Origin of the sequence: Bacillus sp. JJ634 (assembly GCF_036962285.1) — a bacterium.
Classification (GTDB): domain Bacteria; phylum Bacillota; class Bacilli; order Bacillales; family DSM-1321; genus Peribacillus; species Peribacillus asahii_A.
Map to the genome: position 1 here is coordinate 17,758 of NZ_JBALMU010000075.1, position 26,598 is coordinate 44,355.

At 37.7% G+C, this 26,598-nt stretch carries 21 protein-coding genes and 2 pseudogenes; 1 reads left to right on the forward strand and 22 read right to left on the reverse strand.

What is annotated here, in order from left to right:
* Positions 1 to 58: 58 nt before the first annotated feature.
* The 9 genes from V7068_RS12565 to V7068_RS12605 form a co-directional block, all read right to left on the reverse strand.
* A complete protein-coding gene (locus tag V7068_RS12565) occupies positions 59 to 703 on the reverse strand; it encodes a hypothetical protein (RefSeq protein ID WP_499713075.1) in 645 nt (214 codons plus the stop codon).
* Between the two features lie 539 nt (positions 704 to 1,242).
* Complete coding sequence (locus V7068_RS12570; RefSeq protein ID WP_499713076.1) at positions 1,243 to 3,321, reverse strand: (Fe-S)-binding protein; 2,079 nt, start codon at positions 3,319 to 3,321, stop codon at positions 1,243 to 1,245.
* Between the two features lie 282 nt (positions 3,322 to 3,603).
* Positions 3,604 to 4,020, reverse strand: coding sequence for a MaoC family dehydratase (locus V7068_RS12575; protein ID WP_252289491.1), 417 nt, complete (start codon positions 4,018 to 4,020; stop codon positions 3,604 to 3,606).
* Between the two features lie 178 nt (positions 4,021 to 4,198).
* The gene (locus tag V7068_RS12580; protein ID WP_499713077.1) at positions 4,199 to 4,981 is read right to left on the reverse strand and encodes an enoyl-CoA hydratase/isomerase family protein; all 783 of its coding nucleotides are present in this window, start codon (positions 4,979 to 4,981) and stop codon (positions 4,199 to 4,201) included.
* Between the two features lie 115 nt (positions 4,982 to 5,096).
* Complete coding sequence (locus V7068_RS12585; RefSeq protein ID WP_499713078.1) at positions 5,097 to 5,276, reverse strand: hypothetical protein; 180 nt, start codon at positions 5,274 to 5,276, stop codon at positions 5,097 to 5,099.
* A 197-nt stretch (positions 5,277 to 5,473) separates the two neighbouring features.
* Entirely contained in the window at positions 5,474 to 6,622 is a 1,149-nt protein-coding gene (locus V7068_RS12590; protein ID WP_375351378.1) for an acyl-CoA dehydrogenase family protein, read from the reverse strand.
* Between the two features lie 769 nt (positions 6,623 to 7,391).
* Positions 7,392 to 8,696, reverse strand: a complete 1,305-nt coding sequence (locus V7068_RS12595; RefSeq protein ID WP_499713079.1) for a sigma-54 interaction domain-containing protein — start codon at positions 8,694 to 8,696, stop codon at positions 7,392 to 7,394.
* 5 nt (positions 8,697 to 8,701) lie between these two features.
* Positions 8,702 to 9,121 carry a MaoC family dehydratase gene (locus tag V7068_RS12600; protein ID WP_499713080.1) on the reverse strand — a complete coding sequence of 140 codons (420 nt, stop codon included), beginning with the start codon at positions 9,119 to 9,121 and terminating at the stop codon, positions 8,702 to 8,704.
* Between the two features lie 394 nt (positions 9,122 to 9,515).
* Complete coding sequence (locus V7068_RS12605) at positions 9,516 to 10,466, reverse strand: L,D-transpeptidase family protein (RefSeq protein ID WP_499713081.1); 951 nt, start codon at positions 10,464 to 10,466, stop codon at positions 9,516 to 9,518.
* Between the two features lie 752 nt (positions 10,467 to 11,218).
* On the opposite strand from V7068_RS12605, the gene V7068_RS12610 reads away from it, so the two are divergent.
* The gene (locus V7068_RS12610) at positions 11,219 to 11,701 is read left to right on the forward strand and encodes a CBO0543 family protein (protein WP_499713082.1); all 483 of its coding nucleotides are present in this window, start codon (positions 11,219 to 11,221) and stop codon (positions 11,699 to 11,701) included.
* A gap of 451 nt (positions 11,702 to 12,152) precedes the next feature.
* Here V7068_RS12610 and V7068_RS12615 read toward each other — a convergent pair whose 3' ends face one another.
* The 13 genes and pseudogenes from V7068_RS12615 to V7068_RS12675 form a co-directional block, all read right to left on the reverse strand.
* On the reverse strand, positions 12,153 to 13,157 hold the full coding sequence (locus V7068_RS12615; protein ID WP_499713083.1) for a DUF3231 family protein: 1,005 nt from the start codon (positions 13,155 to 13,157) through the stop codon (positions 12,153 to 12,155).
* A 679-nt stretch (positions 13,158 to 13,836) separates the two neighbouring features.
* Positions 13,837 to 14,467 (reverse strand): annotated as a pseudogene (locus V7068_RS12620) (class I SAM-dependent methyltransferase).
* A pseudogene (locus tag V7068_RS12625) lies at positions 14,437 to 14,826 on the reverse strand (hypothetical protein); the annotation flags it as partial. The pseudogenes V7068_RS12620 and V7068_RS12625, both read right to left, overlap by 31 nt.
* A 151-nt stretch (positions 14,827 to 14,977) precedes the next feature.
* The gene (gene nadE, locus V7068_RS12630) at positions 14,978 to 15,808 is read right to left on the reverse strand and encodes an NAD(+) synthase (RefSeq protein WP_252290569.1); all 831 of its coding nucleotides are present in this window, start codon (positions 15,806 to 15,808) and stop codon (positions 14,978 to 14,980) included.
* Between the two features lie 20 nt (positions 15,809 to 15,828).
* Positions 15,829 to 17,286 carry a nicotinate phosphoribosyltransferase gene (locus tag V7068_RS12635; protein ID WP_499713084.1) on the reverse strand — a complete coding sequence of 486 codons (1,458 nt, stop codon included), beginning with the start codon at positions 17,284 to 17,286 and terminating at the stop codon, positions 15,829 to 15,831.
* Positions 17,287 to 17,867: 581 nt separating this feature from the next.
* Positions 17,868 to 19,403 carry an acyl-CoA carboxylase subunit beta gene (locus V7068_RS12640; protein WP_499713085.1) on the reverse strand — a complete coding sequence of 512 codons (1,536 nt, stop codon included), beginning with the start codon at positions 19,401 to 19,403 and terminating at the stop codon, positions 17,868 to 17,870.
* A 156-nt stretch (positions 19,404 to 19,559) separates the two neighbouring features.
* Entirely contained in the window at positions 19,560 to 20,339 is a 780-nt protein-coding gene (locus V7068_RS12645; RefSeq protein ID WP_499713086.1) for an enoyl-CoA hydratase, read from the reverse strand.
* Positions 20,340 to 20,350: 11 nt separating this feature from the next.
* Entirely contained in the window at positions 20,351 to 21,253 is a 903-nt protein-coding gene (locus tag V7068_RS12650) for a hydroxymethylglutaryl-CoA lyase (protein ID WP_499713087.1), read from the reverse strand.
* Positions 21,254 to 21,378: 125 nt separating this feature from the next.
* Positions 21,379 to 21,591, reverse strand: a complete 213-nt coding sequence (locus tag V7068_RS12655; protein ID WP_119118397.1) for an acetyl-CoA carboxylase biotin carboxyl carrier protein subunit — start codon at positions 21,589 to 21,591, stop codon at positions 21,379 to 21,381.
* A 14-nt stretch (positions 21,592 to 21,605) separates the two neighbouring features.
* Positions 21,606 to 22,955 (reverse strand): acetyl-CoA carboxylase biotin carboxylase subunit, encoded by a 1,350-nt coding sequence (locus V7068_RS12660; RefSeq protein ID WP_499713088.1) that lies wholly within the window; start codon positions 22,953 to 22,955, stop codon positions 21,606 to 21,608.
* 13 nt (positions 22,956 to 22,968) lie between these two features.
* Positions 22,969 to 24,615: an AMP-binding protein gene (locus tag V7068_RS12665; protein ID WP_499713089.1), complete on the reverse strand. Its 1,647-nt coding sequence runs from the start codon at positions 24,613 to 24,615 to the stop codon at positions 22,969 to 22,971.
* 47 nt (positions 24,616 to 24,662) lie between these two features.
* Positions 24,663 to 25,802, reverse strand: coding sequence for an acyl-CoA dehydrogenase (locus tag V7068_RS12670; protein ID WP_375348573.1), 1,140 nt, complete (start codon positions 25,800 to 25,802; stop codon positions 24,663 to 24,665).
* Between the two features lie 68 nt (positions 25,803 to 25,870).
* Complete coding sequence (locus V7068_RS12675) at positions 25,871 to 26,542, reverse strand: TetR/AcrR family transcriptional regulator (protein ID WP_499713090.1); 672 nt, start codon at positions 26,540 to 26,542, stop codon at positions 25,871 to 25,873.
* Positions 26,543 to 26,598 lie beyond the last annotated feature (56 nt).

The window sequence follows — 26,598 nt, forward strand, 5'->3', positions numbered from 1 at the left end:
AACAGTCCTACTACTATAATAAAATAAGCATGTGTATTGAAGGATTTTTACCCAATAGTTAAATCGTCCATTCATCGTGAACAATACCTACAAGATACCACTTGCTGCCTTTTTTCTCATAAACTAGCTTCAAACTGGACCAATCCATACCACTGTATTTCTTAGTGCCCCCAAAGTAATATTCAACCACGATGGAGTTTGGGTACACCTTACGAATATTGTTAACCGTATTTCCTTTCCCTATCGTTTGATTATACCCGACTTTTTTCATATTTTTATAATCGCGGTCATAAATAAAATTACGGTAGTACTGATTAAACGTCGCCTTGATTGGATTACCTGAGCCATCGTATGCCCCCCATGTGTAAACGGTCTTGCTGGTTGGGAGCTTTCCTATTTGAGAAGACTTAAATACAAGGTCAGATTTTTTGTTCACATACGTATAGGGCGAGAACCTAACTCCCTTATCAGGATGAATCATAGTTTTTAATTGTTTCATATTCTTGTTTTTAATAGCCTCAACCGTTGCTTTTGCTTTTTTGCTAATGACAGCCTTCGCTTGTTTCGGAGACAGCTTGCTAGATACCGAAACTTGTTGAGCATTTATTTCTTCAAATTTCATTATCGGTTGAGTCTCTTGAACATCTATATGTGTTCCAGATAACAAAACAGTAAGGCCCAAAATAACTCCCTGTATACTCATTACTTCCCCCCACTTTAAATAATCATTCGCTTCTTTTTAGATCAAATAGAATCGAGATGGCAAGTAACCCTCCCAATCAGAAGGCGATTCATCCCCTCCCTCCTAATTTACTTTGAATTAATCAATTTATCTCATTTAAAATAATAAATATCACGAAAGAAACGAAAAAAGACCCTAAAATTAAAAGATATTCAAGACTGGAGTCGCTAAAAAATTATTTAACATATCTTTCAAAATGATGCTTCACTCATTTTTACAATGTTTATTTCCGTGTAAATAGTTCAATCTCTGTAACAAAAAAATCCCCTCAGAACATCGGTCTGGAAGGAATATAAAAATGTTCTAAATCTACTTTATCAGCGCCTCGGTTATTAATTAATAAGGTAAGTTCCATACTAACCAAACATACACCAAAATCCTAAGATTCTCTCAAAAAAGAGAGTTTAATAGCAAAAAAATAGATCCTACCCGAGAAACTCCCTGGCATGATCTATTTTCTTACGTTCTTTTCTTGCTAATTAAGTTTATTATTCTATAAATCACAATGCTTTTTCCAAAATTTCAACGATGTCGTAGTTTTCTACTGTCCCCTCAACTTCTTTTGCCTTCACCCCATCACTGATCATCGTTAAACAGTATGGACAACCGCTTCCAATCATTGTTGGTTTTGTCTCAAGAAGTTGTTCTGTTCTTGCAATGTTAATCCGTGTTCCAGTATTCTCTTCCGTCCACATCATACCACCGCCAGCTCCACAGCACATAGCATTTTCGCGGTTGCGGCCAGCTTCAACAACTTTTACACCCGGAATCGCTTTTAAAATTTCACGAGGCGGGTCGTATACATCATTGTAGCGCCCTAAATAACAGGAGTCATGGTAAGTGATGACCTCATTCAATTCTTTTGTGAATTTTATTTTTCCTTCTTTAATCCATTGATCCAACAATTCTGTATGATGATATACTTCTGCTTCAAGACCAAATTCCGGGTACTCGTTTTTCAACGTATTATAGGCATGTGGATCCATTGTTACGATTTTCTTCACATTATGCTTTTGGAATGTTTCAATATTGGCATTAGCCAATTCCTGAAATAAAAATTCATTTCCAAGCCTTCGTGGCGTATCACCTGAATTTTTCTCTTTATTCCCTAGAATAGCAAATGAAATGCCTGCTGCATTCATGATACGAGCAAATGATTGAGCAATCTTTTGACTACGGTTATCGTAAGAACCCATGGAGCCAACGAAGAATAAATATTCAAACTCTTCTCCAGACTTCTCCATTTCTTTGACAGTTGGAACATGAATATCTTCGCGTCCTTCACGCCAATCTCCACGTTCTTTTCGATTAAGTCCCCACGGATTTCCCTGCCGTTCGATATTTGTAATTGCACGCTGAGCATCAGGATTCATTTTTCCTTCTGTTAAGACAAGATAACGGCGTAGATCGATAATTTTATCTACATGCTCATTCATCACCGGGCATTGATCTTCACAGTTACGACATGTCGTACATGCCCAAATCTCTTCTTCTGTAATGACATCTCCAATTAAACTCACACCTTCGCTCGCTGCTGCTACTTCCTGAAACCCAGCCTCAGCTAAAGCTAATTGATTCCCTTTTGTGCTTTTAAAAGCAAAAGCCGGCATCCACGGTTCTCTAGAAGTAACCGCTGCTCCTTTTTCTGTCAAGTGATTCCTCATCTTCACAATCAGATCCATTGGAGATAACGTTTTTCCCGTTCCTGAAGCGGGGCACATATTCGTGCATCGTCCACATTCTGCACATGCGTACAGATCAATCAGCTGATGCTGGGTAAAATTCTCAATTTTCCCGACACCAAATTCTTCAGCTGTCTCATCCTCAAAATCAATCTTCCTTAACTTCCCAACAGGTCCGCTTTTCTTAAAAAAGATATTGACCATGGCAAATAACTCATGAAATTGCTTGGACTGTGGGACAAACACCAGAAATGTAAAGACCGTTAACATATGAACCCACCAAAATACGTAGAACAACACAGTTCCTGCGGTTGATCCGATGCCAGAAAATAATAACGCAATAGCACCAGAAAATGGGGCATAAGCCAGATTCAGTTCATGATCTAACATAATTACTTCGAATCCTAATGTAAGCAAGATAGATAAGGTTAGAGTACATAAAGCGATATAGACAAAAGCAGCTTTGCCATCACGCTTCCATTGCAATCGCTTTAACTTTTCCCCATAACGGCGGTAAAATCCATATACGACAGCTAACAGCATAAGGAATGTAGCCCACTCCTGCAGAAGACTGAAATATTTATGCCCCTCACCAAAAGGAAATTCATAGCCTTTAATAAATCCTTTTATGATAAGTTCTATGAGTCCTATTTGAATGATAAAAAAGGTATAAAATAATACTAGATGCATCAAACCGCTTTTCTTGTCTTTAAATAATTTGGACTGACCAAAACCATTGATTAATATCAAATTAATTCGTTCTTTAAGGTTTGGTTCGAACTCAGCTTTTTTGCCAAGCTTGATAAATAAATAACGGGTGTATACAAGGTTGACAAACAAATATGCTGCATATCCAGCCACAGCTAGGAAAACAAGTAAATTCAACAATGATAACATTCTTTCGTCCCTCCAATGACAAACTTTTGAAGTAAATAGGAGGAAGTGAATTCCTCCCATTGCAATATTAAACTCCTGTGCCAATCATGGTTTTCTTGAATTCCTCCGCATAATCACGTAGATATTCATTTGCATCTGTCCATTTTCATTGGATACTTGCTAACGTAAAACAATTATGTTGTCCTGTGATTGAACTATTAAATGAAATATTCCCTCCCTGCCGTTTCTATTTGATGTTTACCGATTACTTGAGGGAATCCCTATCCTATTTCTCCTTACTTTCTATAGTTTCATAACGACTGCTTCTCCATCTACCACCATCTTCTGGTGCTGATTCAATACTTGTGTTTTTAGCTTAATAATTTTCTTATCATCCCTTTTTTCGACTACCTCAACAGTTGCCTTAATCGTATCCCCAATTTTAACGGGAGCAGTAAACTTTAAGTTTTGGGACAAATAGATAGAATTCACTCCAGGTAGCTTCGTTCCAATAACTGTAGAAATAAAACTACCTGTTAAAAAGCCGTGGGCAATTCTTTCTTTAAAAGGTGTTTCCTTAGCAAACTCCTCATCAAGGTGAATCGGGTTAATATCGCCAGTCAGCCCAGCAAATTGAGTTATATCAGAATCTGTAATAGTCTTAGTGAAAAATTCCATATCCCCTACTTGAATATCGTTGTACGTTAGTTCTTTTATCATTAATAAACATCTCCTTTTATTTTTATAAGAGTTATATATTGCAATCTTTTCAGCCCTATTTTTTGTAAAAAAGAAGCCAGCAAATCCTACAACGCTTTTACATTGATTGCTTTTACAGATTCATCTAAGGCTCGTCTTCTGACAAAGAAGATTAAGTGAATAAAGTCCGTTTCTCCATTTAGCTCCCTGAAAACGATGCCTGTCTTTTTTCAAGAAAAGCTTTCGTTCCTTCTACCTTGTCTTCTGTTCCATACAAAAAGGCTTGGGCTAAGGTTTCAATCAGTAATCCGGTATCCATATCAACCTCAAAACCTCGATTAACAACAAGCTTAGCCATTTGAACAGCAAGCGGTCCTTTTGCTAATATTCGTTCAGCCTTTTCACAGACAGCATCCATCAATTCCTCTAATGGAACCACGTCTGACACTAAACCAATCGCTTTCGCCTCACTCGCGGAAATGAATTCCCCTGTTAAAATCATATTCATCGCTCGACCCTTACCGATGATTCTCGTTAATCGCTGCGTCCCGCCAGCACCCGGGATAACCGATAAATTCAACTCAGGTAAACCGAATTTTGCATTATCAGATGCCATCCGAATATCACAGCTCATTGCCAATTCGCTTCCACCGCCAAGAGCAAACCCATTAATGGCGGCAATGGTTGCCTTTTTACTATTTTCAATGCGGCGATACACTTCGGTCATACTTCCATTATTGAATGCATCGATTGATTTCCTGGTCGTAAGCTGGTTAATATCAGCTCCCGCTGCAAATGCCTTATCACCAACTCCGGTAAAAACAATGACTCCTATTTCCTTATCATTCTCTAACTCTTCCAATGCAGATAAGATTTCCGTAACCGTTTGATTATTTAGGGCGTTTCTTACTTCAGGACGATTAATTTTAATAATGCCAACCTGATTTTCCTTTTCAAGCAATAGATTTTGATAGACCATCATGAATTCCTCCTCATTATTGATATTTCCGATGTAATTGGACGGAAATAATCTTCTTTTGAATTTCAGGTATTCCTTCGTAAATTCTTATAATTCGCGCATCACGTTAATACCCATTTCACCTAGCTTCTTCTACACATGTCTTGAAGTGATCCCTTCTCTGTCCCATTTTGTCTAGTTTAGCAAGCTTCTCTCTGGCAAATTCCTTTACCATTTTTTCAAAAATACTCTTGTTCTTTTGTAAATGAAAATTAAATAATGTAAATCCCTCCTCGCTTATTAATAATGCAAGTTTCATGCCAACAAGTACCCTTGGAAAGTATGCTCCAAAACCCTAACTCTTTTCGCAAAATTGATAATTTTCTTAAAACTGCGAAGCAAAAATGAATATTACATACTTTCTCAGCACGACGAACCGAATCAACGAGCTTAGAACTAAAATCGAAAAGCAACAAACCAAACGAGACTCGCAAAACCTAGCGCAGCAAAGGCATATTAATTTTCGTCAAGCACATTTCTAGAAATGATCAATCTTTGGATTTCATTTGTTCCTTCATAAATTTGTGTAATGCGGGCATCGCGGTAAAAACGCTCCACTGGATAATCGGATACATATCCCATTCCACCATGAATTTGAACCGCTTTATCTGCCACTCGATTAAAGACATCTGAAGCAAACAATTTAGCCATTGAAGACTCTTTTACTACTTTTTTCCCTTCATCGACCATATGTGCTGCTTTTAGCATTAAATTTCTTGCCGCTTCTGTTTCCGTCGCCATGTCCGCTAGCATCCATTGAATCGCTTGGTTCGAAGCAATTGGTTTCCCGAATTGAATTCTCTCCTTCGCATAGGAAGCCGATAATTCAATTAGTTTTTCAGAAGATCCAACTGCTCTTGCAGCTAACCCAATGCGGCCTTCGCTAAGAATTTTTAAAGCGGCCATATACCCCATTCCGACTTCACCGATAACGTTTTCCTCTGGAACTTCACAGTTTTCGAAAATTAATTGTGCGGTATATGAACCACGCAGCCCCATTTTTTTGTCTTTTTTACCGATTGTGAAACCAGGAAAATCTTTTTCTACTAGAAAAGCCGTAATTCCACCTTTTGCTCTTTTATCTTTATCTGTCAGTGCAAAAACTGTAAAGACATCAGCAATCGGTGCATTTGTAATAAAATGCTTTGTTCCGTTTAGAATCCATTTATTCCCTACCTTTTCTGCTCTTGTCGATAAGTTCGTTGCGTCTGATCCTGCACCTGGCTCAGATAAAGCAAATGCCGCTGTCTTTCTGCCTGTCGCAAGCTCCGGTAAATATTTATCCTTTAAAAATGGAGAAGCTAAGCGAACTAGCCCTGTACTTCCAATACCTGTATGAGCACTAATCAACGTAGCAAATCCGTTATGTGTTCTTCCTAACTGCTCCAAAACCGCAGCTTTTCCAACCATTCCTAATCCGATTCCACCGTATTCTTCAGGGATACTCATTCCGAATAATCCAAGTTCTTTTGCTTGCGCGATTAAATGCTCCGGAATTCTATCCTCTTCTTCAATTTGCTGCGCGAACGGCTCTACTTCATTTTCTACAAAGTTTCTTACCATTTGTCTAATTTGCTCAATTTCTGGATTTACTGTCGTAAACATGTCAATTCCCCCTAATAATTTGGAATACTATATACATAATGCAAAAAGTGTGCCAAAAGGAAATTGCCTACATTTATCGGATTTTCTTACTACTTATTCTTTGTCGATTTATATTTAAATCAAACAAATAGATTACTGCAGGTTCTCGCGTTTCAAAAATGAATCAACATTTCATTTTTGAATCACACGATAATTGTTGAAAAAACAAGTTTCAACTCATATTCGCCCATCTCCACGAGAACATATCTTTGTACGATTAAACCAAAAACCAACAACTTCCTGCACAAAACCCTTAAATTAAACAAAAAAAGCCATCTGATAGGCCCCACTTAAAATAAAATACTATATTTTCCAGACGCAATACGTTAACTCTATATATGTTCAACTTGTTAATCCGACATAAAAATGTTTATTTGAATACACTGTTGATGTTGACAAGTGCACTGTAATCATCAATACATAAAGAAACATCCCTGCTCAGCATAGAAATATCCTTTTTTCCACTTACTTTATTCCAGTACCATCCGCTAAATATTCAATAAGATGAAGATAAATTTTCCCACTCAACCCCTACTTTCATTTGAAGGAGACAGCCAGGATTGGTTGTAATAATGACAGTCGCTTTTGTTTCTTTCACCTCCTTCTACAGATTCTTTTTCAAGCCGGTGTAAAATCAACTTCATTCCCTCTAGTTCTTCCGGTGTTCTTCTTATCGCAGTTACAAATTCTGATACAAAAAAAATACACACTACTGAGTAGTGTGCTAGTATTATTTCAGATTGTACTTAGCTATTTTTCGATACAAGCTGGCAATATGTATTTTTAGTTTTTGAGCAGCTAGAGTTCGATCACCATTTGCTTCTTGTAAAGCTCGTTGGATTGCGTTTATCTCTGCACTTCTCACTTCTTCCTCTAAACTTTGCAGAGGCGTAATCTCCCTATTTGTTGGATTGGTAGACATTTGGCGTGAAAAATAGATCGTATTCATCGAAAGGGTATCTCCTTCAACAATATTCATTCCCCTTTCAATAAAGGCCCTTAATTCACGAACATTTCCTGGCCATTCATAGTTCAAGATCCACTCTTGAAGCTTGGAATCAATGAATTTAACGTCCAGATCAAACCTCTCATTAAAAAAATCAATAAAATAATGAGCTAATGATAGAAGATCCTCTTTTCTCTCCCGAAGTGAAGGAATTGTTAAATCGAAGACATAAAGTCGATAAAATAAATCCTGCCTGAACTTCCCTTCCTCAACAAGTTTTCCTAAGTCACGATTCGTTGCTGCAATAATACGGATATCGATATTTTTACTAACAGTTCCTCCGATGCGCTCAACCTCTTTTTCCTGAAGCACACGGAGCAGCTTTCCTTGTGCTTCATAAGGAAGTTCTGATATTTCATCAAGAAAAAGGGTACCATTCATAGCTAATTCAAACTTTCCAGGCTTCCCTTCCTTTCTTGCTCCACTAAATGCTCCGGGTTCATAGCCAAAAAGCTCTGATTCAAATAATTCCCCCGGGATAGCTGCACAATTTACTGCAATAAAAGGATTGTTTTTCCTTCTGCTTATACCATGAATCGCTTGAGCGAATAATTCCTTTCCCGTCCCACTTTCCCCTGTCAGCAGCACAGTTGAATTACTAGTCGCAATTCGAATGGCTAATTCTTTAGCCTCCTTCATTGCCATACTATCCCCAATAATTTCCTCAAAGCTGTATTTGTTTTGGTGGGGCTTTTTTTTGTTCATTTTAGCTAAATCAATCGCATGCATGAACGATACCATTTCATGATGCTCAATATCTCCATCACGAGCTATCACCCGATAAATCTCCTGTTGATTCTGTTTCGTCACTCTAATTAAACAATTAATCCCGGAAATAACACCGAAGAAGACTTTTTTACGCCTTCGGCCATACATTCCATGAATTACATCATAAATTGGAGCCCCTAAGTAAGCACTCTTATTTATCGAAAAGTTTTCACAAAAATCTGGGCTGAGATGAATCAGTCGCCCGCTGCCATCAACTTCAATGTGTCCCCAGTCTTCTAGTAAATTTATCGTCTTCTCCATATCAATCACCTTTCCGATAATACAAAAAGAACAACTTGTCCTTTAATTACCTCGGTTCCATTTTGATTGAAGCATGTAACCTTTTGCGTAACCCAATTTCTTTCAAGATTAACATCAATAATCGTCAATTCAGCGGTAATGACATCTCCGGCATGTACCGGATGATAATAAATCATCTCTTTTTGCAGCAATACACAAGCACGTCCCGGAAGTTTATCGGTAATCACTTGGGTAACTAATCCCTCCACCAACATTCCAGGAACAATCGGCTGCGAATAACGATTCTTCCAACTATCCTCATTTGGTTGATAGATTGGATTAAAATCTTTTGTTAATTCATTGCATTGTTGAACATCGTCTTCTGTAAATATCCGTCGCAAACGGGCTATTTGTCCGATAAACAATTCCGAAGTAGATAAGTTCATTTATACTCTCCTTTATTCACAGACTTTTCTGCTGTATCAAAAGTAAGTTGCATAATCACATAGATTTTCATTTGCATCTCTCCATTCTCGTTTTATCTGTCCAATACTTAAACGTAGAATCATCATGTTGTTTTGTGATTGATATATTGAACGAAACATTACTCCTCTTGCTTAATCATATTGCAAGTTTCATGCCAACAAGTATCCTTTATAAAAAAGACCTAGATTCAGATAATCTCGCAAAAGTGATAATTTTTCGCATAATTGCGAATCGCTTTTGCGAAAATCTATTCATAAAAAAATGCACACTACTAGGTAGCGTACATTAAGCTTACTTGTATAAGTCGTACCGCCAACATGTTGTACACGAAGCACAATGTAGTCCCCTCTTTCATTATCCTCGCCACTTGTACCTGACACCCGGATTTTTTTCACTTTCAAGTGATTTCCCTGTTAACACAAGCGGAATTCCTTCAGGCAAGGATGAAGCAGCGGGAACACCGTCTAATATTTTTAAAAGCGTTCCTTTTGGGACAAATGGATACAATTCTTCAATATGGTGATTCAATAAACGAAAACAGCCTGCTGACACACTTCTTCCGACCGAAGAAGGCTTGTTTGTTCCATGTATAGCTACTTCTTGTTCAAGTACAATCCCTCTTGTGCCAAACGGAGAGCCTGGACCATTCGGTTCCACCACTCTTTCTGTTACATATGAAGATGAAAACGGCATTCCTTTTTTTCCTGTAGCTATAGGATAAACAGCAATCGGTCTGCCATGAAATGAAAGTGCCAATTTGTGCACACTCGGATAAACGAGGATTTCCACTAGTTCTTTTTGAGCATCAAGAGAAGCACCTGCCAAAAGAAGAGTATAGCTTCGGCTCGTTCGCTTATACGTAATTCCTTTAGGAACATACGAAATCCAGTTATACGGATAAGGACTCGCTAACTCCTCAAGCGAAACAGGGTAGCGCTTTTTTGCTTGATAGAAATGCACAATCGCACTGTTTACAACGAGCCATTCTATATGCTTTAGATTTGTTACATCAACCGGCAGCACTGCACCATCTTTTTGAGCAATATTAGTCTCCTGCTGTGAAGCGTTTTTTTTCTTATGCTCAGGTGTAGAATCATATATCGCTGTAGACGCATCAACAGCGTTTTCTTCCGTGAACATATCTGTAAAGTGAAAAAAATAACGACCTAAAACAAATGCAGTATACAAAAGAAATAAACAAGAGAAAAAGATTAGTAAAGCCAGCAATCTTCTGCTCGATTGCCTCTGTTTTGCTTGTGATTTAACCTTTCTTACACGCATGTAGCGATTTTGAGCTTTATTCATCTTTCTCGCCTCCTGCTTCTTTTAATGCCGGTGCGTAAAGAGTTTGCCGACGATAAAATGAGCCCCGGCTATATTGTTTACACACTCAACCTTGTTTTAAAGCAGATCGATGACTCACAAATTGCTCCAAATGTAAATGAAACACTTTTCCTCCTTAACTTGTTTACTTAGCTTATTTTTCTTGCTTTCTCGTGAATGGTTACTCTTTTTATATAAAATGTCCTGACACTTAGATTGATTTTCGATGTATTTTCTATGATTTACATTTTTTTACATCATATAAAAGTATACCATCAGTTCTTAATACAGAACAACAAAACACAATTTCCCCCTGCGTTTTCAGCAAAAAGTCAGTTAAACAAAAAAATCGCCCCACAAGGAGACGATTTTAATCAGTTCATTTGATTATGCTTCTTTCTGTCATATTAAGTTTTAGCGTCTGTCAATTTTCTAAACTATCTTTTATACTTGCAATAACCATTTCACAATACTTCACTTCAGAATCCGGCCCTAAATATAAAGAAAAAGCACAATTCTTGCTAAGGAATTGCGCCCTTTAACTGAATAAAGACCAAGAAAAATGGACTGCTGAAACAGTCCATCATTGTTCAATTCTTGCGCCCGATTGTTGAATTCACAGCTTCTCTTCTATTGCATATAATCTTCGTACTGTGCAACAAGTAAAAAAAAGAAAAAATTGTTTTTCATCTTTTTTTGGTTAAACTAATGGAAACTTCCAACGGAGGAGACGTATGGCTAATCAGTTTGAAAAAAATACAATAAGATTATCATTCTTCATAGGAATCGTTTCTTTTTTTTATTTAATTAGAAAACCCCCATTAAAAGATTGGTTACTTATTTTCTTATTAAAAGGTTACATTGCTTCAATTGTAGATAACATTTTGGTGAAAAGAGGGTATTTAAAGTACCCAGTAAGATTATTTAAGAGCTTTGACATAAGCATTTTGTTTAGTTATCTAATTTTTCCTGTAATGTGTATTTATTTCAATCAAGTAACTAAAAAATCAAACATCTTAGGAATACTCACTAAGTGTTTCATATTTACTTTTCCAGCTGTAGTAGCTGAACTTTGGCTTGAAAAAAACACAAAATTAATTACCTATAAAAAATCTTGGACTGGAATACATAGTTTTATTTCAATAGCTTCCACATTTTTAATTGTTAGATTTTTGATAACATTAATTAGAAAATCAGCAGAGAAACAATCAGGTTAATCCTGATTGTTTTTATATCTTGATACACAGTTTGTGTCCATTCCCCCATTCCGTATCATCTTTTTTGTTTTGTACATATTAATTACCAAACATCGAGGTGATTCCAGTGTACGAATGGATTTATGACCACATCATTAACACTACTCCTTTTATTTTTTTCAACATCTTTATTACTCCCCTTTTAATATTGGGAATTCTGCTTTATCCTGATTTCAAAAAAACAAAAATTAATTTCGGCAGCAAAAATATTATTTTATTGCGTTCTCTCTTTGTGTCACGGTATGTGTCAAAAGAGACATAAAAGAACCTTTTCTCTTCCTTAACTAAACTGCCAGTGACTTTAAATACATTCCTCCACAATCTGGCCCTAAAATGAAAAACGAGCACTTATCCTTGTTCAAGAATAGCGCCCGATTGCTGAAGATCAATTCTATTTCTTCAATTGTACTAATTAATTCTGTATTAATTGATTACGGTCATCTGTTTGTGGAGGTTCCTCCATCCAACCGTGTTTAATCATAATATTGGCTCCATCTTCGGCATATAACGAAATTTCTGGAATTAAAGATGCATATTTTAATCCTAAATCTCTTCTTAGACTTGCTGCCAATGATATTCCAAAGTTTCCAATCCCTGCAGCAGTCATTGCTGAGACATGATACATCATTAATTTATCTGAAAAAATATTTGTTGTTGTATCTAAAACAGCCGAATCCCAACCCATAGGGGCTGGTAGATCCTCCTTTATTAAAAAGTTGCTAAATGTATCTACATATTTTTTGGAAAGCTGTTTTCCTCTTGAGAAAAATTGTTTCACTTCATCATTTTGAGCAGTTTGGGCAAATCCTGTTATTAAAACTTTCCCCACAGAATTTGTTTCAATATTAAAAAATAAATGGGAGATTTCAACTGAAGTAAGGGACCTCCTTTTTCCGAAAAATCCAGCTAAAAAATGTTGTTTTTCTACGAAATCCACTTTGTCGGGGGTAGATATATAAGGAGGTCTTACATAGGTCCCTTGTTTTAACATTAAATCACGTGTTTTGTCCTGCAATTCAACCCCTTTATTTAATACATGCTTATGAAAAGTAACCACATCTGGCCGTGTTGCCAATCTTAGTGACAAACTGCTAGTTGACATTGCAAGAGTAGACATGTGCCGTAAATACACTAAGAAAAATGTATCGGAAAAAAGTCTTGGAGCTTGTAAATTTACATCTTGTTCTGTAAACCCGATAGGTATCGGAAAATCTTCTCTTTGAAACAGTTCCTGCATGATGGAAATATTCTCTTTGGCTGTATCCAGCGTCCATTCAACAATAGGACGTACTTCTTCATCTTCTACTTTTTTCAAGAAATAACTGTTCACACAAACAGCCAATGTATCGTTTATGTATTGGGTCCATAAACTAGACATTTCCGCAGCAGTTAAACGAATATTTGTTTTATCTTCCATTAGAACAACCTCCTATGTAATGGAATACATCATAGAATAATATCCCCTCAAACGGTAAAAAATATAACGGAACAACCTAGTTATATTCATCGAATAGAAAAAAGTCTTAGCTGATTACTGGCTAAAATCTTTTTCTATCTGCATATTGCTTCTTATACTTTACTGTCCTATTGTTTAAGTACATCTTTCACAAACACACAATACCATAAGTATTCAATTTTTCTTGAGATCCTACCTCTATTAAATGGCCCTTCGTATTATAAGGTCAATCAGAAAAGAAAATATTTCTGATTGACCATTTTTTATATCGATATATGATAACGGTAGCCGGGGTAGAACGTAATGGCCCTTGGGACTTGATCCCGTCATTTAAACAGTTCACCCCCTACTTGTAGAAACATGATTGAGGCTGGTTGGGACTTGGATCTCGTATAACAAACGAAGCTATGAAACTACATGGAGGAATAGGGGTTACCGGTTAATAGATTTTCAGGAGGGAATAAAAAGAGCATTGAATCGACATCAATGCTCTTTTTATTGGTCATCGTTATTAAAACAAAGCTATTCAGCTATCTCTTTTAAGAATAATGCGTAAGCACTTGAAGGTCTTAGGAAATAGGTTACACATAGGCCTCATCAATTAACAATTCACTATTTTTAATTTTTTATGCAATTGTAATTATAGTTCTTTTTGACATTTTATCATTATAAATTTAAATGGTGGTTTATTTTCCATATTCTTATGTGGCTCAACAATTTCCGAAAATTCTATCCGTCCATATTTTCCAAATTCTTGTTTTATCGAGTCAGAATCATAAAAAAACATTTTTACCCCTTCCATTATCTCGAAATAGTCTGTACCCAGTTGTTTTCCCTTTCCAAACATAGGGGCTTCTTTGGAAATAGTAGTAAAAATCATATATCCGTTTGGCTTTAACTGATCATAGCAATCTTTAATAAACTTGCCTCTCTCATGATTACTCAATAAGTGAAGAAGTGCATAACAAAATATACCATCATAAAGTTTGTTATCAAAAGGCATATCGGTTACTGAACCATGAAAAATACTAATATTAAGCCCATTTTGCCTTGCCAATTCAATCGATGTTTTTGAAATCTCAATACCTGTTACATGTATACCGTTGTCAATAAAAACCTTTGTATTTCTACACATATCCAATACCAGGAACCAATATATCCTTAACTTTCTTTTCAAGGAAAAAGTCCTTTGTCAAGATTGCGGAGTCTGAAGGCTCAAACCCCCACATCATTTGATTTTCTATAAAACTTGATTCCCAAAATTCTGCCATACCTCAATCTCCTTTACGAATATCAGCTCTCTTTCCTTAAAACCTGCTGTTTTTGTATAAGCATAGACTACATTACATTGAACCATAAAGTTCTTTACCTTTATTGCTTCTTTATCATTTTTAAACAGGTCAAGCCATTTGAATCAGTACATATAGTTACTGATATATTTAGTTATAACACCATTAAACCTATTCATTATACCTCTCTTTTTAACCTGCTTACCTCTTTTACGAGATTTTCTTAGCCTTTTAGAAGGTTTTGTACCTTTAAAACTTTCAACAGAGCCTATACCAAAAAATACCCTTATGCAGTCAAGAATTTTATGCCGCTAAAAGAAACCTATTGCTATGTTAATTTCACGAAATTATATGAAATTTCAACATTGATTTAAAACATAGCCAAAAAAAGAACATGATGCTTAAAACCGCATAAGTAAGAAGTCAAATAGTCCGCTAATTCTAAAAAAACTGACCTTCTTATATAAGCCAGGTCAGTTTGATAATTTTTTCTTATCTCCACCACGTATCGTATACATGAATCGGTTCATTTCGTTTATGTTCCGTCTTTGTGTACCAGTTTTCAATAATTTCCGCTGCTTCTATGCGAATGTCTTTACCTTCTAAATAGTCATCAATTTCCTCATAAGAAACACCTAATGCCGCTTCATCTGGTACTAACGGTTTATCATCCTCAAGATCCGCTGTTGGTACTTTTAAATATAAGCGTTCAGGAGCTTGTAGATACTTTAAAATTTCTCTACCTTGTCGTTTATTTAAACGGTAAAGTGGAACTAAATCAGCTGCTCCGTCACCGAACTTCGTAAAAAATCCAGTTACTGCTTCTGCGGCATGATCGGTGCCAAGTACAACTCCTTTATAAATACCTGCTAAATCGAATTGTACTTTCATTCGCTCACGTGCTTTTGTATTACCTTTCAAAAAGTTCGATAATTTCTGGCCAGAAGCTGTTTCAACCGCTTGTACGGAAGCGTCAACAGCCGCTTTAATATTCACCGTCACATTCACACTTGGCTTAATAAATTGCAAAGCCGCTTGACGATCATCTTCATCTGCTTGTACACCATAGGGCAGACTCACGGCAATAAATTGATATTCATTTGTGTTCTTTTCTTCATTTAATTCATTCACTGCTGTTTGAGCGATATAACCACATAAAGTGGAATCTTGCCCTCCAGAAATACCAAGTACAAAACTTTTGATAAATGAATATTTCTTTGCATAATCTTTCAGCAAATCCACACTTCTTCTGAATTCTACTTTAGGATCAATCGTAGGCTGAACTAACAGTTTTTTAATAATTTCTGACTGTAAAGGACGCATCTACTTACCCTCTTTCTACATTATTTAGATAACATTTTGGCTTGTACTTCTGCTATGTTTCTCATTTTATTATCCCAACATTTCTGACTTAAATCGACTGGATACTCTTCCGGATTTAACGCGCGTAAATATTCTGGCCAAAGCACTTGTAAATTTTGCTTACAAAAAGCTTTAATGTCATCAATGGCTGGCAATTCATAAACTAATATACCATCCTCATAAATATCTTCATGTAAATCGACCGCATCAAAATCAGTCACAAATTTACTAAGGAATGTATGTACTGGATGAAACATCTTTAATTTCTCTTCTTCTTGCGGCTTTTCATCCTCCATCGTCAAGTAATCACCTTCAGCATGGTGGTTAATTTTATTAATAATTCGATAGATGCGCTTCAGCCCTGGTGTAGAGACCTTTTCTGGATTAGATGAAATTTTCATCGTATCCACCAGTTCACCATGTTCTTCTTCCATCGCCACCATTTTATAAACCGCTCCTAGCGCTGGTTGGTCATAGGCTGTAATAAGCTTCGTTCCGATTCCCCAAACATCAATACATGCACCCTGCTGTTTTAAATTGATAATAGTATATTCATCCAAATCATTAGAAGCGACAATCTTTGCTTCAGGAAAACCAGCTTCGTCTAACATTTTACGTGCTTCTTTTGATAAATAAGCAAGGTCGCCGCTATCTAAGCGAATGCCAATAAAGTTAATTTGATCACCTAATTCCTTAGCAACTCGAATCGCATTTGGAATACCCGAACGAAGGGTGTCGTATGTATCGACTAAGAACACACAATCTCTATGTGTTTTCGCGTATTTATGAAAGGCTGTATATTCATCTTTATACGCTTGAATCATTGAATGAGCATGTGTCCCTGAAACAGGAATTCCAAATAACTTACCTGCACGAACATTGCTTGTTGAATCAAATCCAGCAATATATGCCGCTCGTGCTCCCCAAATAGCCGCATCCATTTCTTGAGCGCGACGTGAACCAAACTCAAGCGCTGGCTCATCTCCAAGCACTTGCTTAATACGTGATGCTTTCGTTGCAATAAGTGTGTGATAATTCACAATATTAAGCAGAGCAGTCTCGATAAGCTGAGCCTCTCCAAGCGGTGCTTCCACTCGTAACATCGGCTCATTCGCAAAAACAAGTTCGCCTTCTTTCATACAACGTAAGTTTCCTGAAAAACGCAGCCCGCTTAAGTACGTAAGAAATGCTTCATCGTACTCCAATGTTCGTAAATAATCAATATCACTTTCTGTAAAGCTGAAATGTTCTAAAAAATGAACGATTTTCTCCAGTCCTGCAAAAATAGCATAGCCACTCTTAAAAGGTAATTTTCGAAAATAAACTTCAAATACGGCCTTTCGATTATGAATGTTATCTTCCCAGTAAGATTGAACCATATTAATCTGATAAAGATCGGTGTGTAATGTATAGCTGTCATCGGTATATTTCGTTGCCATTTGATAGTTCCTCCCAAAAGAAATGCAAGCCGCTCCTCTTTTTTCATGTTGCTATGTTTATAAAGTGAAACTTCCATCAGTAAGGAGGTATTTAGCCTCCACTAATGGTTATTGAACCAATCGGACCTTTACCAGCAATTGTCTCCCACTTTCCTTCTTTATTCTCTCAAAATCTTGAAGTGGGCACTACTGCCCATTAAGTGTGAAATAAAATCGTTGCTCCAAACGTGCCTTTAAAATGTTCTAATGTCCTATAATAAACATTCGTATTGTTTTTATCAGTTTCATATACCTTCTGTAAAATGCGAATTGTGAACTTTCTTCGAGTGATGTTTATAAACATGAATGATTTCAAGCTTATTTCTTTTCATTAGTAACACTTTATTAGAAACGATTGAGCAATCGTTGTTACCATCCGTGATTGCATTCAAAAATAAACTATAAGTATAAATATGTAATTACACACTATCTTACTATATTTGCTTCTTATAATACAAGAAACCAAAAAAGTTTAATTGAATTCTTATCCTTTTCCATATAAAAACCTACCAAAACTGGTAGGTTTTTTATAGATTCATAATTTAAACTGGATATACTCCATGTTTTCGATCAGTAAATGTTAACTGTTTGCTATTATAAGCTGCAAATCGACTTGTTAATTCTGCACGTAAATCATTTGGTGCAACAATTGCATCGACAATCATTTCAGATGCTAAGCGGTAGATATCGATATCTTGATTATATTCTTCTCGTTTTTGCGCAATAAAAGCACCGCGCTCATTTGGTTCTAAAGCGTTTATTTTATTCGCATATACTGCATTCACTGCAGCTTCAGCTCCCATTACTGCAATAAAAGCAGATGGTAACGCAAGACAGCAATCTGGTTCAAAAGCAGGGCCAGCCATCGCGTATAATCCAGCACCATATGCTTTTCGTACGACGACGGAAATTTTCGGCACAGTCGCTTCGCTCATCGCTGAAATCATTTTTGCACCATGACGAATAATACCTGCTTGTTCAACCTTTGTTCCAATCATAAATCCTGGAATATCCGCTAAGAATAGAAGCGGAATATGGAAAGCATCACATAGCGTAATAAATTTAGCGGCTTTATCCGCTGAATCATGGAATAAAACGCCACCCTTTACACGAGGCTGATTGGCGATAATCCCGACCGGTTGCCCATCAATACGAGCTAATGTCGTAATCAGTTCAGGAGCAAATAATTTCTTAATTTCACAAACTGAATCTTCATCGACAATGCGATTGATTAGATCGTGCATATTAAATGGAGCATTTTGATTAGCTGGGATAATATCTGCTAATGTTTTTTCAAAAGAAGCAGGTGCTTTGGCTTCTGCTGGTGTTGGTTTTTGTTGATAATTCGTTGGGAAGTAGCTTAAATAACGGCGAGCAAACGCAATCGCTTCTTCTTCTGATTTAGCAAGCACGTCACCACATCCAGAAACTGAACAATGCATTTTCGCTCCGCCCATTTCCTCTTCCGTTACCTTTTCACCAATAACCATTTCAGCCATCCGCGGTGAACCCAAATACATCGACGCATTGCCATCAACCATGACTACGATGTCACAAAAAGCAGGGATATATGCGCCACCAGCAGCGGAAGGACCGAACAATAAGCAAATTTGCGGTACTTTTCCAGATAGCTTCACTTGGTTATAAAAAATTCTTCCAGCACCACGGCGACCTGGGAACATTTCAATTTGATCAGTAATACGTGCTCCAGCAGAATCAACTAAATATAAAAGAGGAACTTGTAATTTTTCCGCTGTTTCCTGAATACGAATGATTTTTTCAACCGTTTTAGCGCCCCATGATCCTGCTTTTACAGTAGAATCATTAGCCATTACACAAACCGTTTGGCCGTTAATTTTACCGATGCCTGTTACAACACCATCAGCTGGCAGCCCTTCACTTGTACAATTAGCAAAAAAGGCATCCTCTATTTCAATTCCTTCATCAAATAATAACTGTAAGCGTTCACGAACAAATAGTTTACCTTTTTCTGCATTTTTTTCATGATATTTAGTAGAACCACCTTTTTTAATTGTTTCCACAATATCATTCAGTGTAGTTTTCGTTGATTGTGACATGCTAATCCCTCCGCTTTTTTAAAAGATAGGAAAATATAAAACTTTCAATACGTTTTGGTGTCTAGATTCAAGCGTTGCCGATTCAAAGTCATAAGCTAACCTCTTCGAAAGACAAATTATGTATCTGTCAACGATTGCAGATGCCTTACGCTTTTCTTAATTCCCTGTAAAGACTGGCTTTCGCTTTTCTTTAAACGCGGCCAGACCCTCTAATCGGTCGTTAGAACGAATCGTCGTATTATATTGAATTTTTTCAATGGCTAAGCCTGCTTCCAATGAAACATCTAGTCCTTCATTAATAGCCGCTTTAGCCGCTCGTAGAGAAAGCGGCGCATTTTCAGCGATCTCCTGAGCGAGTTTTTTCGCTTCTTCTATTAGCTCACCTTGCGCAACCACTCGGCTAACGATTCCAAGCGAATTTGCTGTATGTGCATCAATTCTACGCGCTGTATAGATTAATTCTTTTGCCGCGGCAACCCCGATAACACGTGGCAAGCGCTGTGTTCCACCTGCGCCAGGGATAATGCCAAGCGCCGTTTCCGTTAGGCCCATTTTCGCTGCTTCTGAAGCTAAGCGAAGATCACAAGCTAAAGCAAGCTCAAGCCCTCCTCCAAATGCAGCACCATTAATAGCAGCAATCACAGGAACCGGGAAGTTTGCTAATTTTGTAATTGTGCTTCCAATCAGTTTGACTGTCTCTTTTACTTCGGCTTCTTCCATACCGGCACGTTCCTTCAAATCAGCACCAGCACAAAATGCCTTCTCTCCTGCCCCCGTTACAATGACAGCTCGTAACTGAGAGTCAGTTTGTAGTTCAGCAATTGCTTCATTTAACTCAAGAAGCAATGCTTTTGATAAAGCATTAGCTGCTTCAGGACGATTTAACGTAATAATCGCAACACCTTTTGTTTCACGATCCACTTCTATCAGCTTCATATCTTCACTCCTCACTTACTAGCATTAAACACGGCCATCTGATGACTTGGCAGCGGCGTTTGCAAACTATTTTGAATAAGCAAACTCGCCTGCATAAGTTTCTCAGTATCAATTCCCGTCTCAATTCCCATCTTATCTAGCATATGAACAAGATCATCTGTCGCAACATTTCCACTTGCACCCGGAGCGTACGGACAGCCTCCTAACCCACCTAAGGAAGCATCGAAGGTAACAATCCCGTACTCTAGCGATTTCACAATATTCGCAAGCGCCATTCCTCTCGTATCATGGAAATGAAGCGCGACCTTGCTTTTGTCATATCGCTTAAGAGCTACTTCAAGAAACTGCTCCACTTGCATAGGAGAAGCTACACCAATCGTATCACCGAGAGAAAGTTCATGAATGCCATAATCAAATAACTGATCACAAACACGCAACGCTTGCTCGATTGGCACATCTCCTTCATATGGGCAGCCAAAAACGGTTGACACATATCCTCTTACCGTCTTTCCGTTTTGAATCGCCTCCTCAATAACTTCACGCAAAACAGGATACGTGTCCGCTATTGATTTATTAATATTATTCTGATTATGCGATTCACTGGCCGACATAAAAACAGAAACCTCATCAATATTAGCTTCTAATGCAGCTTCTAGGCCTCTCTTATTCGGAACAAGTGCCGCATACGTTACATCCGGATTTCTCTTAATGCCCTTCATTACCTCCATTGCATCACCGAGCTGCGGGATCCATTTAGGATTAACGAAAGAGGTCGCTTCAATGTAAGAAAGCCCTGTGTTAGATAGAGCATTAATCCAGTCTATTTTAACGTCTGTTGGAACAATCCGCTTTTCATTTTGAAGACCGTCTCGTGGGCCTACTTCCTTAATAATGATTTTCTCCGGCCATTTCAATTACATCGCCTCCATTTTATCGCAAATGAGCAGATAGTAAGCCCCCACTTCACCATTAAGAGAAGTGGGAGACTTCAACCAACACTCAGGATCTCTTCCCTAAAAGAAAATCTACTAGATGAACTTTATTCAATGATTGCTAACACGTCACCTTCATTTACAAAATCGCCTTCATTCACTTTTAGTTCCTTCACAGAACCCGATTGCTCTGCCGCAATAGGAATCTCCATTTTCATCGATTCTAAAATCACGATATCTTGTCCATCTGTTACCGTTTCCCCTTCTCCTACAACTACCTTCCATACGTTACCAGCCATACTCGCTTTTAATTCTGCCATTTAAAATTCCTCCCTTAAACTGTAATTTTTTTAATATATTTATCAATAAAGTCTGTTGTTGTATCTCCATTTTTAAATGCTTCGTGAGCAGCGATTTCTTCCAGCAATGGAATATTTGATTTAATTCCTTGTACTTTATAGTGAGCCAGCGCCTCTTTTAACCTCTCAATCGCTTCGTTTCTCGTTTCTCCCTTAACGACTAATTTTGCAATCATTGGATCATAGAAATGAGACACGACTGATTGATTATGAACAGCTAGCTCATGACGAATCCCTTCTCCATTTGGCAACTGTAAATCCGTAATTTTTCCTGGAGCTGGATAAAACGTTTTTGGATCTTCAGCATACACTCGTACTTCAATGGCATGCCCTTCTAGCTTTACATCGTTTTGCGTAAAGGAAAGCTTCTCGCCACAAGCAATACGAATTTGCTGTTCTACTAAATCTAGGCCTGTAATTTCTTCGGTAACAGGGTGCTCCACTTGCAAGCGTGTATTCATTTCTAAGAAGTAGAAGTTTTGCTCATGATCTACTAAAAACTCAAGTGTACCAGCATTATAATAGCCAATTGCCTGCACAGCTTTTACTGCTGCCTCACCCATCTTCCGTCTCGTTTCTTCACTTAAGAATGAAGACGGCGCTTCTTCGACGACCTTTTGATGACGACGTTGCACAGAACATTCTCGTTCCCATAAATACACCGCATTGCCAAATGTATCTGCTAATATTTGAATCTCGATATGTCGCGGCTGTAAAATGCGTTTTTCGATGAACATATCACCGTTCCCAAAAAACATTTGTGCTCGCTTTTGATTTCCTTCAAATGCTTTAATTAGTTCCGCTTCATTATCAACCGATTGCATCCCAATGCCACCGCCGCCAGCAGAAGCTTTCAGCATAATTGGATAGCCTATTTGCTCCGCTACTTGAACAGCTTCATCCACATCAATAAGCGGGCGGGATAATCCAGGAACAAGTGGTAAACCAGCTTGCTCCATCGTTTTTCGGGCTTCAACTTTGCTACCCATTTGTTGCATCACATCAGGACTTGGTCCAATAAATGTTAAACCAGCGCTTTGACATGAACGAGCAAAATCTGCATTTTCACTTAAGAAACCGTAACCTGGGTGAATCGCATCTACCTTTGCAAGACTTGCAATCTCTAAAATCTTTTCGACATTCAGATAGCTTTGCTGTACTGGTGGCGCTCCTAACAGATAGGCTTCATCTGCCTCAGAAACGAATGGAGCATCCGCATCTGCTTCAGAATAAATAGCTACCGTTTGAATGTTTAACTTTTTACAAGTACGAATAATTCTCCTTGCAATTTCTCCTCGGTTCGCGATTAATATTTTCTGGATCATCGACATGCCCTCCTTATTTCGTAGATTCTGAGATTACATCTATTGATTGTTCTTTCAGTTTGAATTTCTGAATTTTTCCAGACGCCGTCATTGGATACTCTTTTGTAAACTGGACATAGCGAGGAATTTTAAAATGTGAAATTTGCCCTTTGCAATATTCTTTTACTTCTTCCTCTGTCAAAGTTTCGCCTTCTTTCAGAATAACCCAGGCCATAACTGCTTCTCCGTATTTTTTATCCGGAACGCCCACCACTTGTACATCCAAAATCGCTGGATGCTGGTAAAGAAATTCTTCGACTTCTCGCGGATATACATTTTCTCCTCCGCGAATAATCATATCTTTCAAACGACCTGTGATTTTACAATAGCCACTCTCATCCATAACAGCGAGATCTCCTGTATGAAGCCAGCCTTCATGGTCAATCGTTTCTTGCGTCGCTTCTGGATTTTTGTAATAGCCTTTCATTACATGGTAGCCGCGTGTACATAGCTCACCTTGTGTACCCGGTGGCACTTCTTCACCTGTAGTTGGATCGACAATTTTCACTTCGACATTAGGCAGTGCTCTTCCTACTGATGAAACACGTAACTCAATTGGATCATCTGTGCGAGTCATCGTAATACCAGGTGACGATTCTGTTTGTCCATATGTAATCGTAATTTCCGACATTCCAAGCTTTTCTACAACATTCTTCATTACTTCAATTGGACAATTCGATCCTGCCATAATACCTGTTCGAAGCGTGCTTACATCATAGCTATCGAAATCATCTAAATTCAGTTCAGCAATAAACATCGTTGGTACACCATGAAGACCTGTACATTTTTCTGCAGCGACTGTTCTCAATACATCGCTTGGATTAAATTCTTCAAGCGGAACCATTGTCGCTCCCACAGAAACACAAGCCATTGTCCCAAGTACACAGCCGAAGCAATGGAAGAACGGTACAGGAATACATAAACGATCCTCATTTGTCAGCTTCATACAAGCAGCAATATTTACCCCATTATTAACAAGATTAGAATGGGTCAACATTACACCTTTAGGGAAGCCTGTTGTGCCTGATGTATATTGCATGTTAATCACATCAGATGGACTTTGATTACTCATACGTTCATCTAACATTTCCTCAGTTACATGCTCTTTTCCTTTCAACACATCATCCCAAGAATAGGTGCCTGGATATCGATTTTCACCAAGAACAATGACATTTTTTAATTTTGGCAATTTCTTTGATTGTAACTGTCCCGGTTTAGATTCCCGTAATTCAGGAACAACTTCATATAACGTCTCAATGAAGGAATGACCACGATACTCTTCCATTAAAATAATCGTTGTCGCATCCGACTGTTGTAGCAAATATTCTAACTCACTTCTGCGATAATTCGTATTCACTGTTACTAGTACGCCGCCCATTTTCGCTGTTGAGAATTGGGAGATGAGCCATTCTGGTTTATTCGTAGCCCAAATAGCCATGTGATCGCCTTGTTCAATTCCAAGCGACATAAACCCTCGAGCCACTTCTCGACATAATTTCTCAAACTCCCGATACGTATAGCGAAGACCTAAATCATAGTATACAACCGCCTCTTTATCACCTGAAACACGAGCTGTTTGCTCTAGCAACTGACCAATCGTGACATGCAACAATTCAGTCATTAAAGTCCTCCTCATCAAGTTATATTTAAATTATCTTATTGGAAAGATTAACAACCCAGCTGTTTAGCAATAACCATTCGTTGTACTTCAGAGGTTCCTTCCCCAATCTCTAAAAGCTTCGCGTCACGGAAGAAGCGCTCAACTTGATACTCCTTCATATAACCATAACCTCCATGGATTTGTACCGCTTGATCACATACTTTCATGCATATTTCCGAAGCATACAATTTAGCCATGGCTGCTTCCTTCTTAAATGCTCTTCCTTGATCTTTCAACCATGCTGCTTTATAAACCATGTTACGAGCTAATTCAATATTCATAGCCATGTCAGCCAGCTTGAATTGAATGGCTTGAAATGAAGATAAGCTGTTACCGAATTGTTTTCTTTCTTTTGCATACTGAAGCGATTTTTCATAAGCTCCTTGTGCAATTCCAACGGCCATCGCCCCGATTCCAATTCTTCCTCCATCAAGAGTAGCTAAAAACTGCTTAAACCCATTGCCTTCTTCACCAAGGAGATTCTCTCTAGCAACGCTTACATTTTCAAAAACTAACTCAGTTGTATTTGAAGAATGAAGTCCCATCTTTTCATAGTTACTAATTACAGTAAATCCCGGCGCATCAGTAGGTACAATAAACGCACTAATTCCATTAATTCCTTTTGATCGATCTGTTACTGCAGTAATTGCAAGGTTTTTGGCGTAGCTTGCATTCGTAATAAAACATTTAGAACCAGAAAGCACCCACTGACCATCCTTAAGAATCGCTGTTGATTGAGTTCCACCTGCATCAGAACCAGCATTAGGTTCAGTCAAACCAAAAGCACCCAAGTACTCCCCTGTACAAAGTGGTGTTAAATATTTCTCCTTTTGCTCATGGGTGCCAAATAAATGGATAGGAGCTCCCCCTAGTGAAATATGTGCAGAATAGGTAATACCTGTAGAGCCACATACTCGACTTAACTCTTCTACAGCAATGGCAAAGCTGATTGTATCTCCACCACCACCACCATATTCCTCAGGAAAAGGAAGACCCATCATCCCTAGCTTCGCTAATTGATTGAATATTTCCTTTGGAAATTCACCAGTACGATCCCTTTGATCTGCACCTGGAGCAACCTCGGCTTCCGCAAAATCACGAATTAACTTACGTATCATGGCTTGTTCTTCTGTTAAATCAAAATCCATAGTCAAAAACCTCCCATAATTTATATAAGACCGACTAGTTGGTCTTGTTATCCCGCATAAAAGCACATTCAATTAGAATGCGAATCTAGTGGATCATTTAAAAAATAAGATTGAAAAGCTGCATCTTGTTTTGCTTGATCGGTTAATAACGAATGAAGAATCAAATCGACATAAATATCGGCAATTTCATCAATCGTTTTTTCTCCGTCCCGCTTATACCACTTGTAAGACCAGTTCACCATACCTAAAATCGACATACTGGTAATTTGCACAGGGAGTTCCGAGCGAAATTCCCCTTTATCAATTCCTTCTTGAATGATCGAAAACATCGCTTCTTTATATTGATTTCTTTTTTCCTTAATTGCTTGATCATAGGGTGGTTTTAAATAAATGCTTTCTTGATAAAAAACAGAAATATGTGGCTTATAAAGGTCAAACGCTTTCACAAAAGATCTAATAATTCTTTGCATTTTGTCTGTGGGGCGTATACTTGATGACATCGCTTCCTGTGCCTTCGTTAATACATAGGAAACAAAATAATCGTGAATCATAAAAAGAAGTTCCTCTTTCGATTGGAAATGATGATAGAAACCGCCTTTGCTCGAACCGCTTTTCTTCACAATCTCTTGAACCGAGACACCATGAAAGCCATGTCGTTCAAAGAGTCTTAACGACGTTTCGATAATTCGGTCCTTTAACTCCGTAAAGCAACCACTCCTTTTAAATTTTCTAGCATTCAATTATTTATAATAATAACTGAACTTAAGTACGATTCTAACATATTATGTAAAAATAT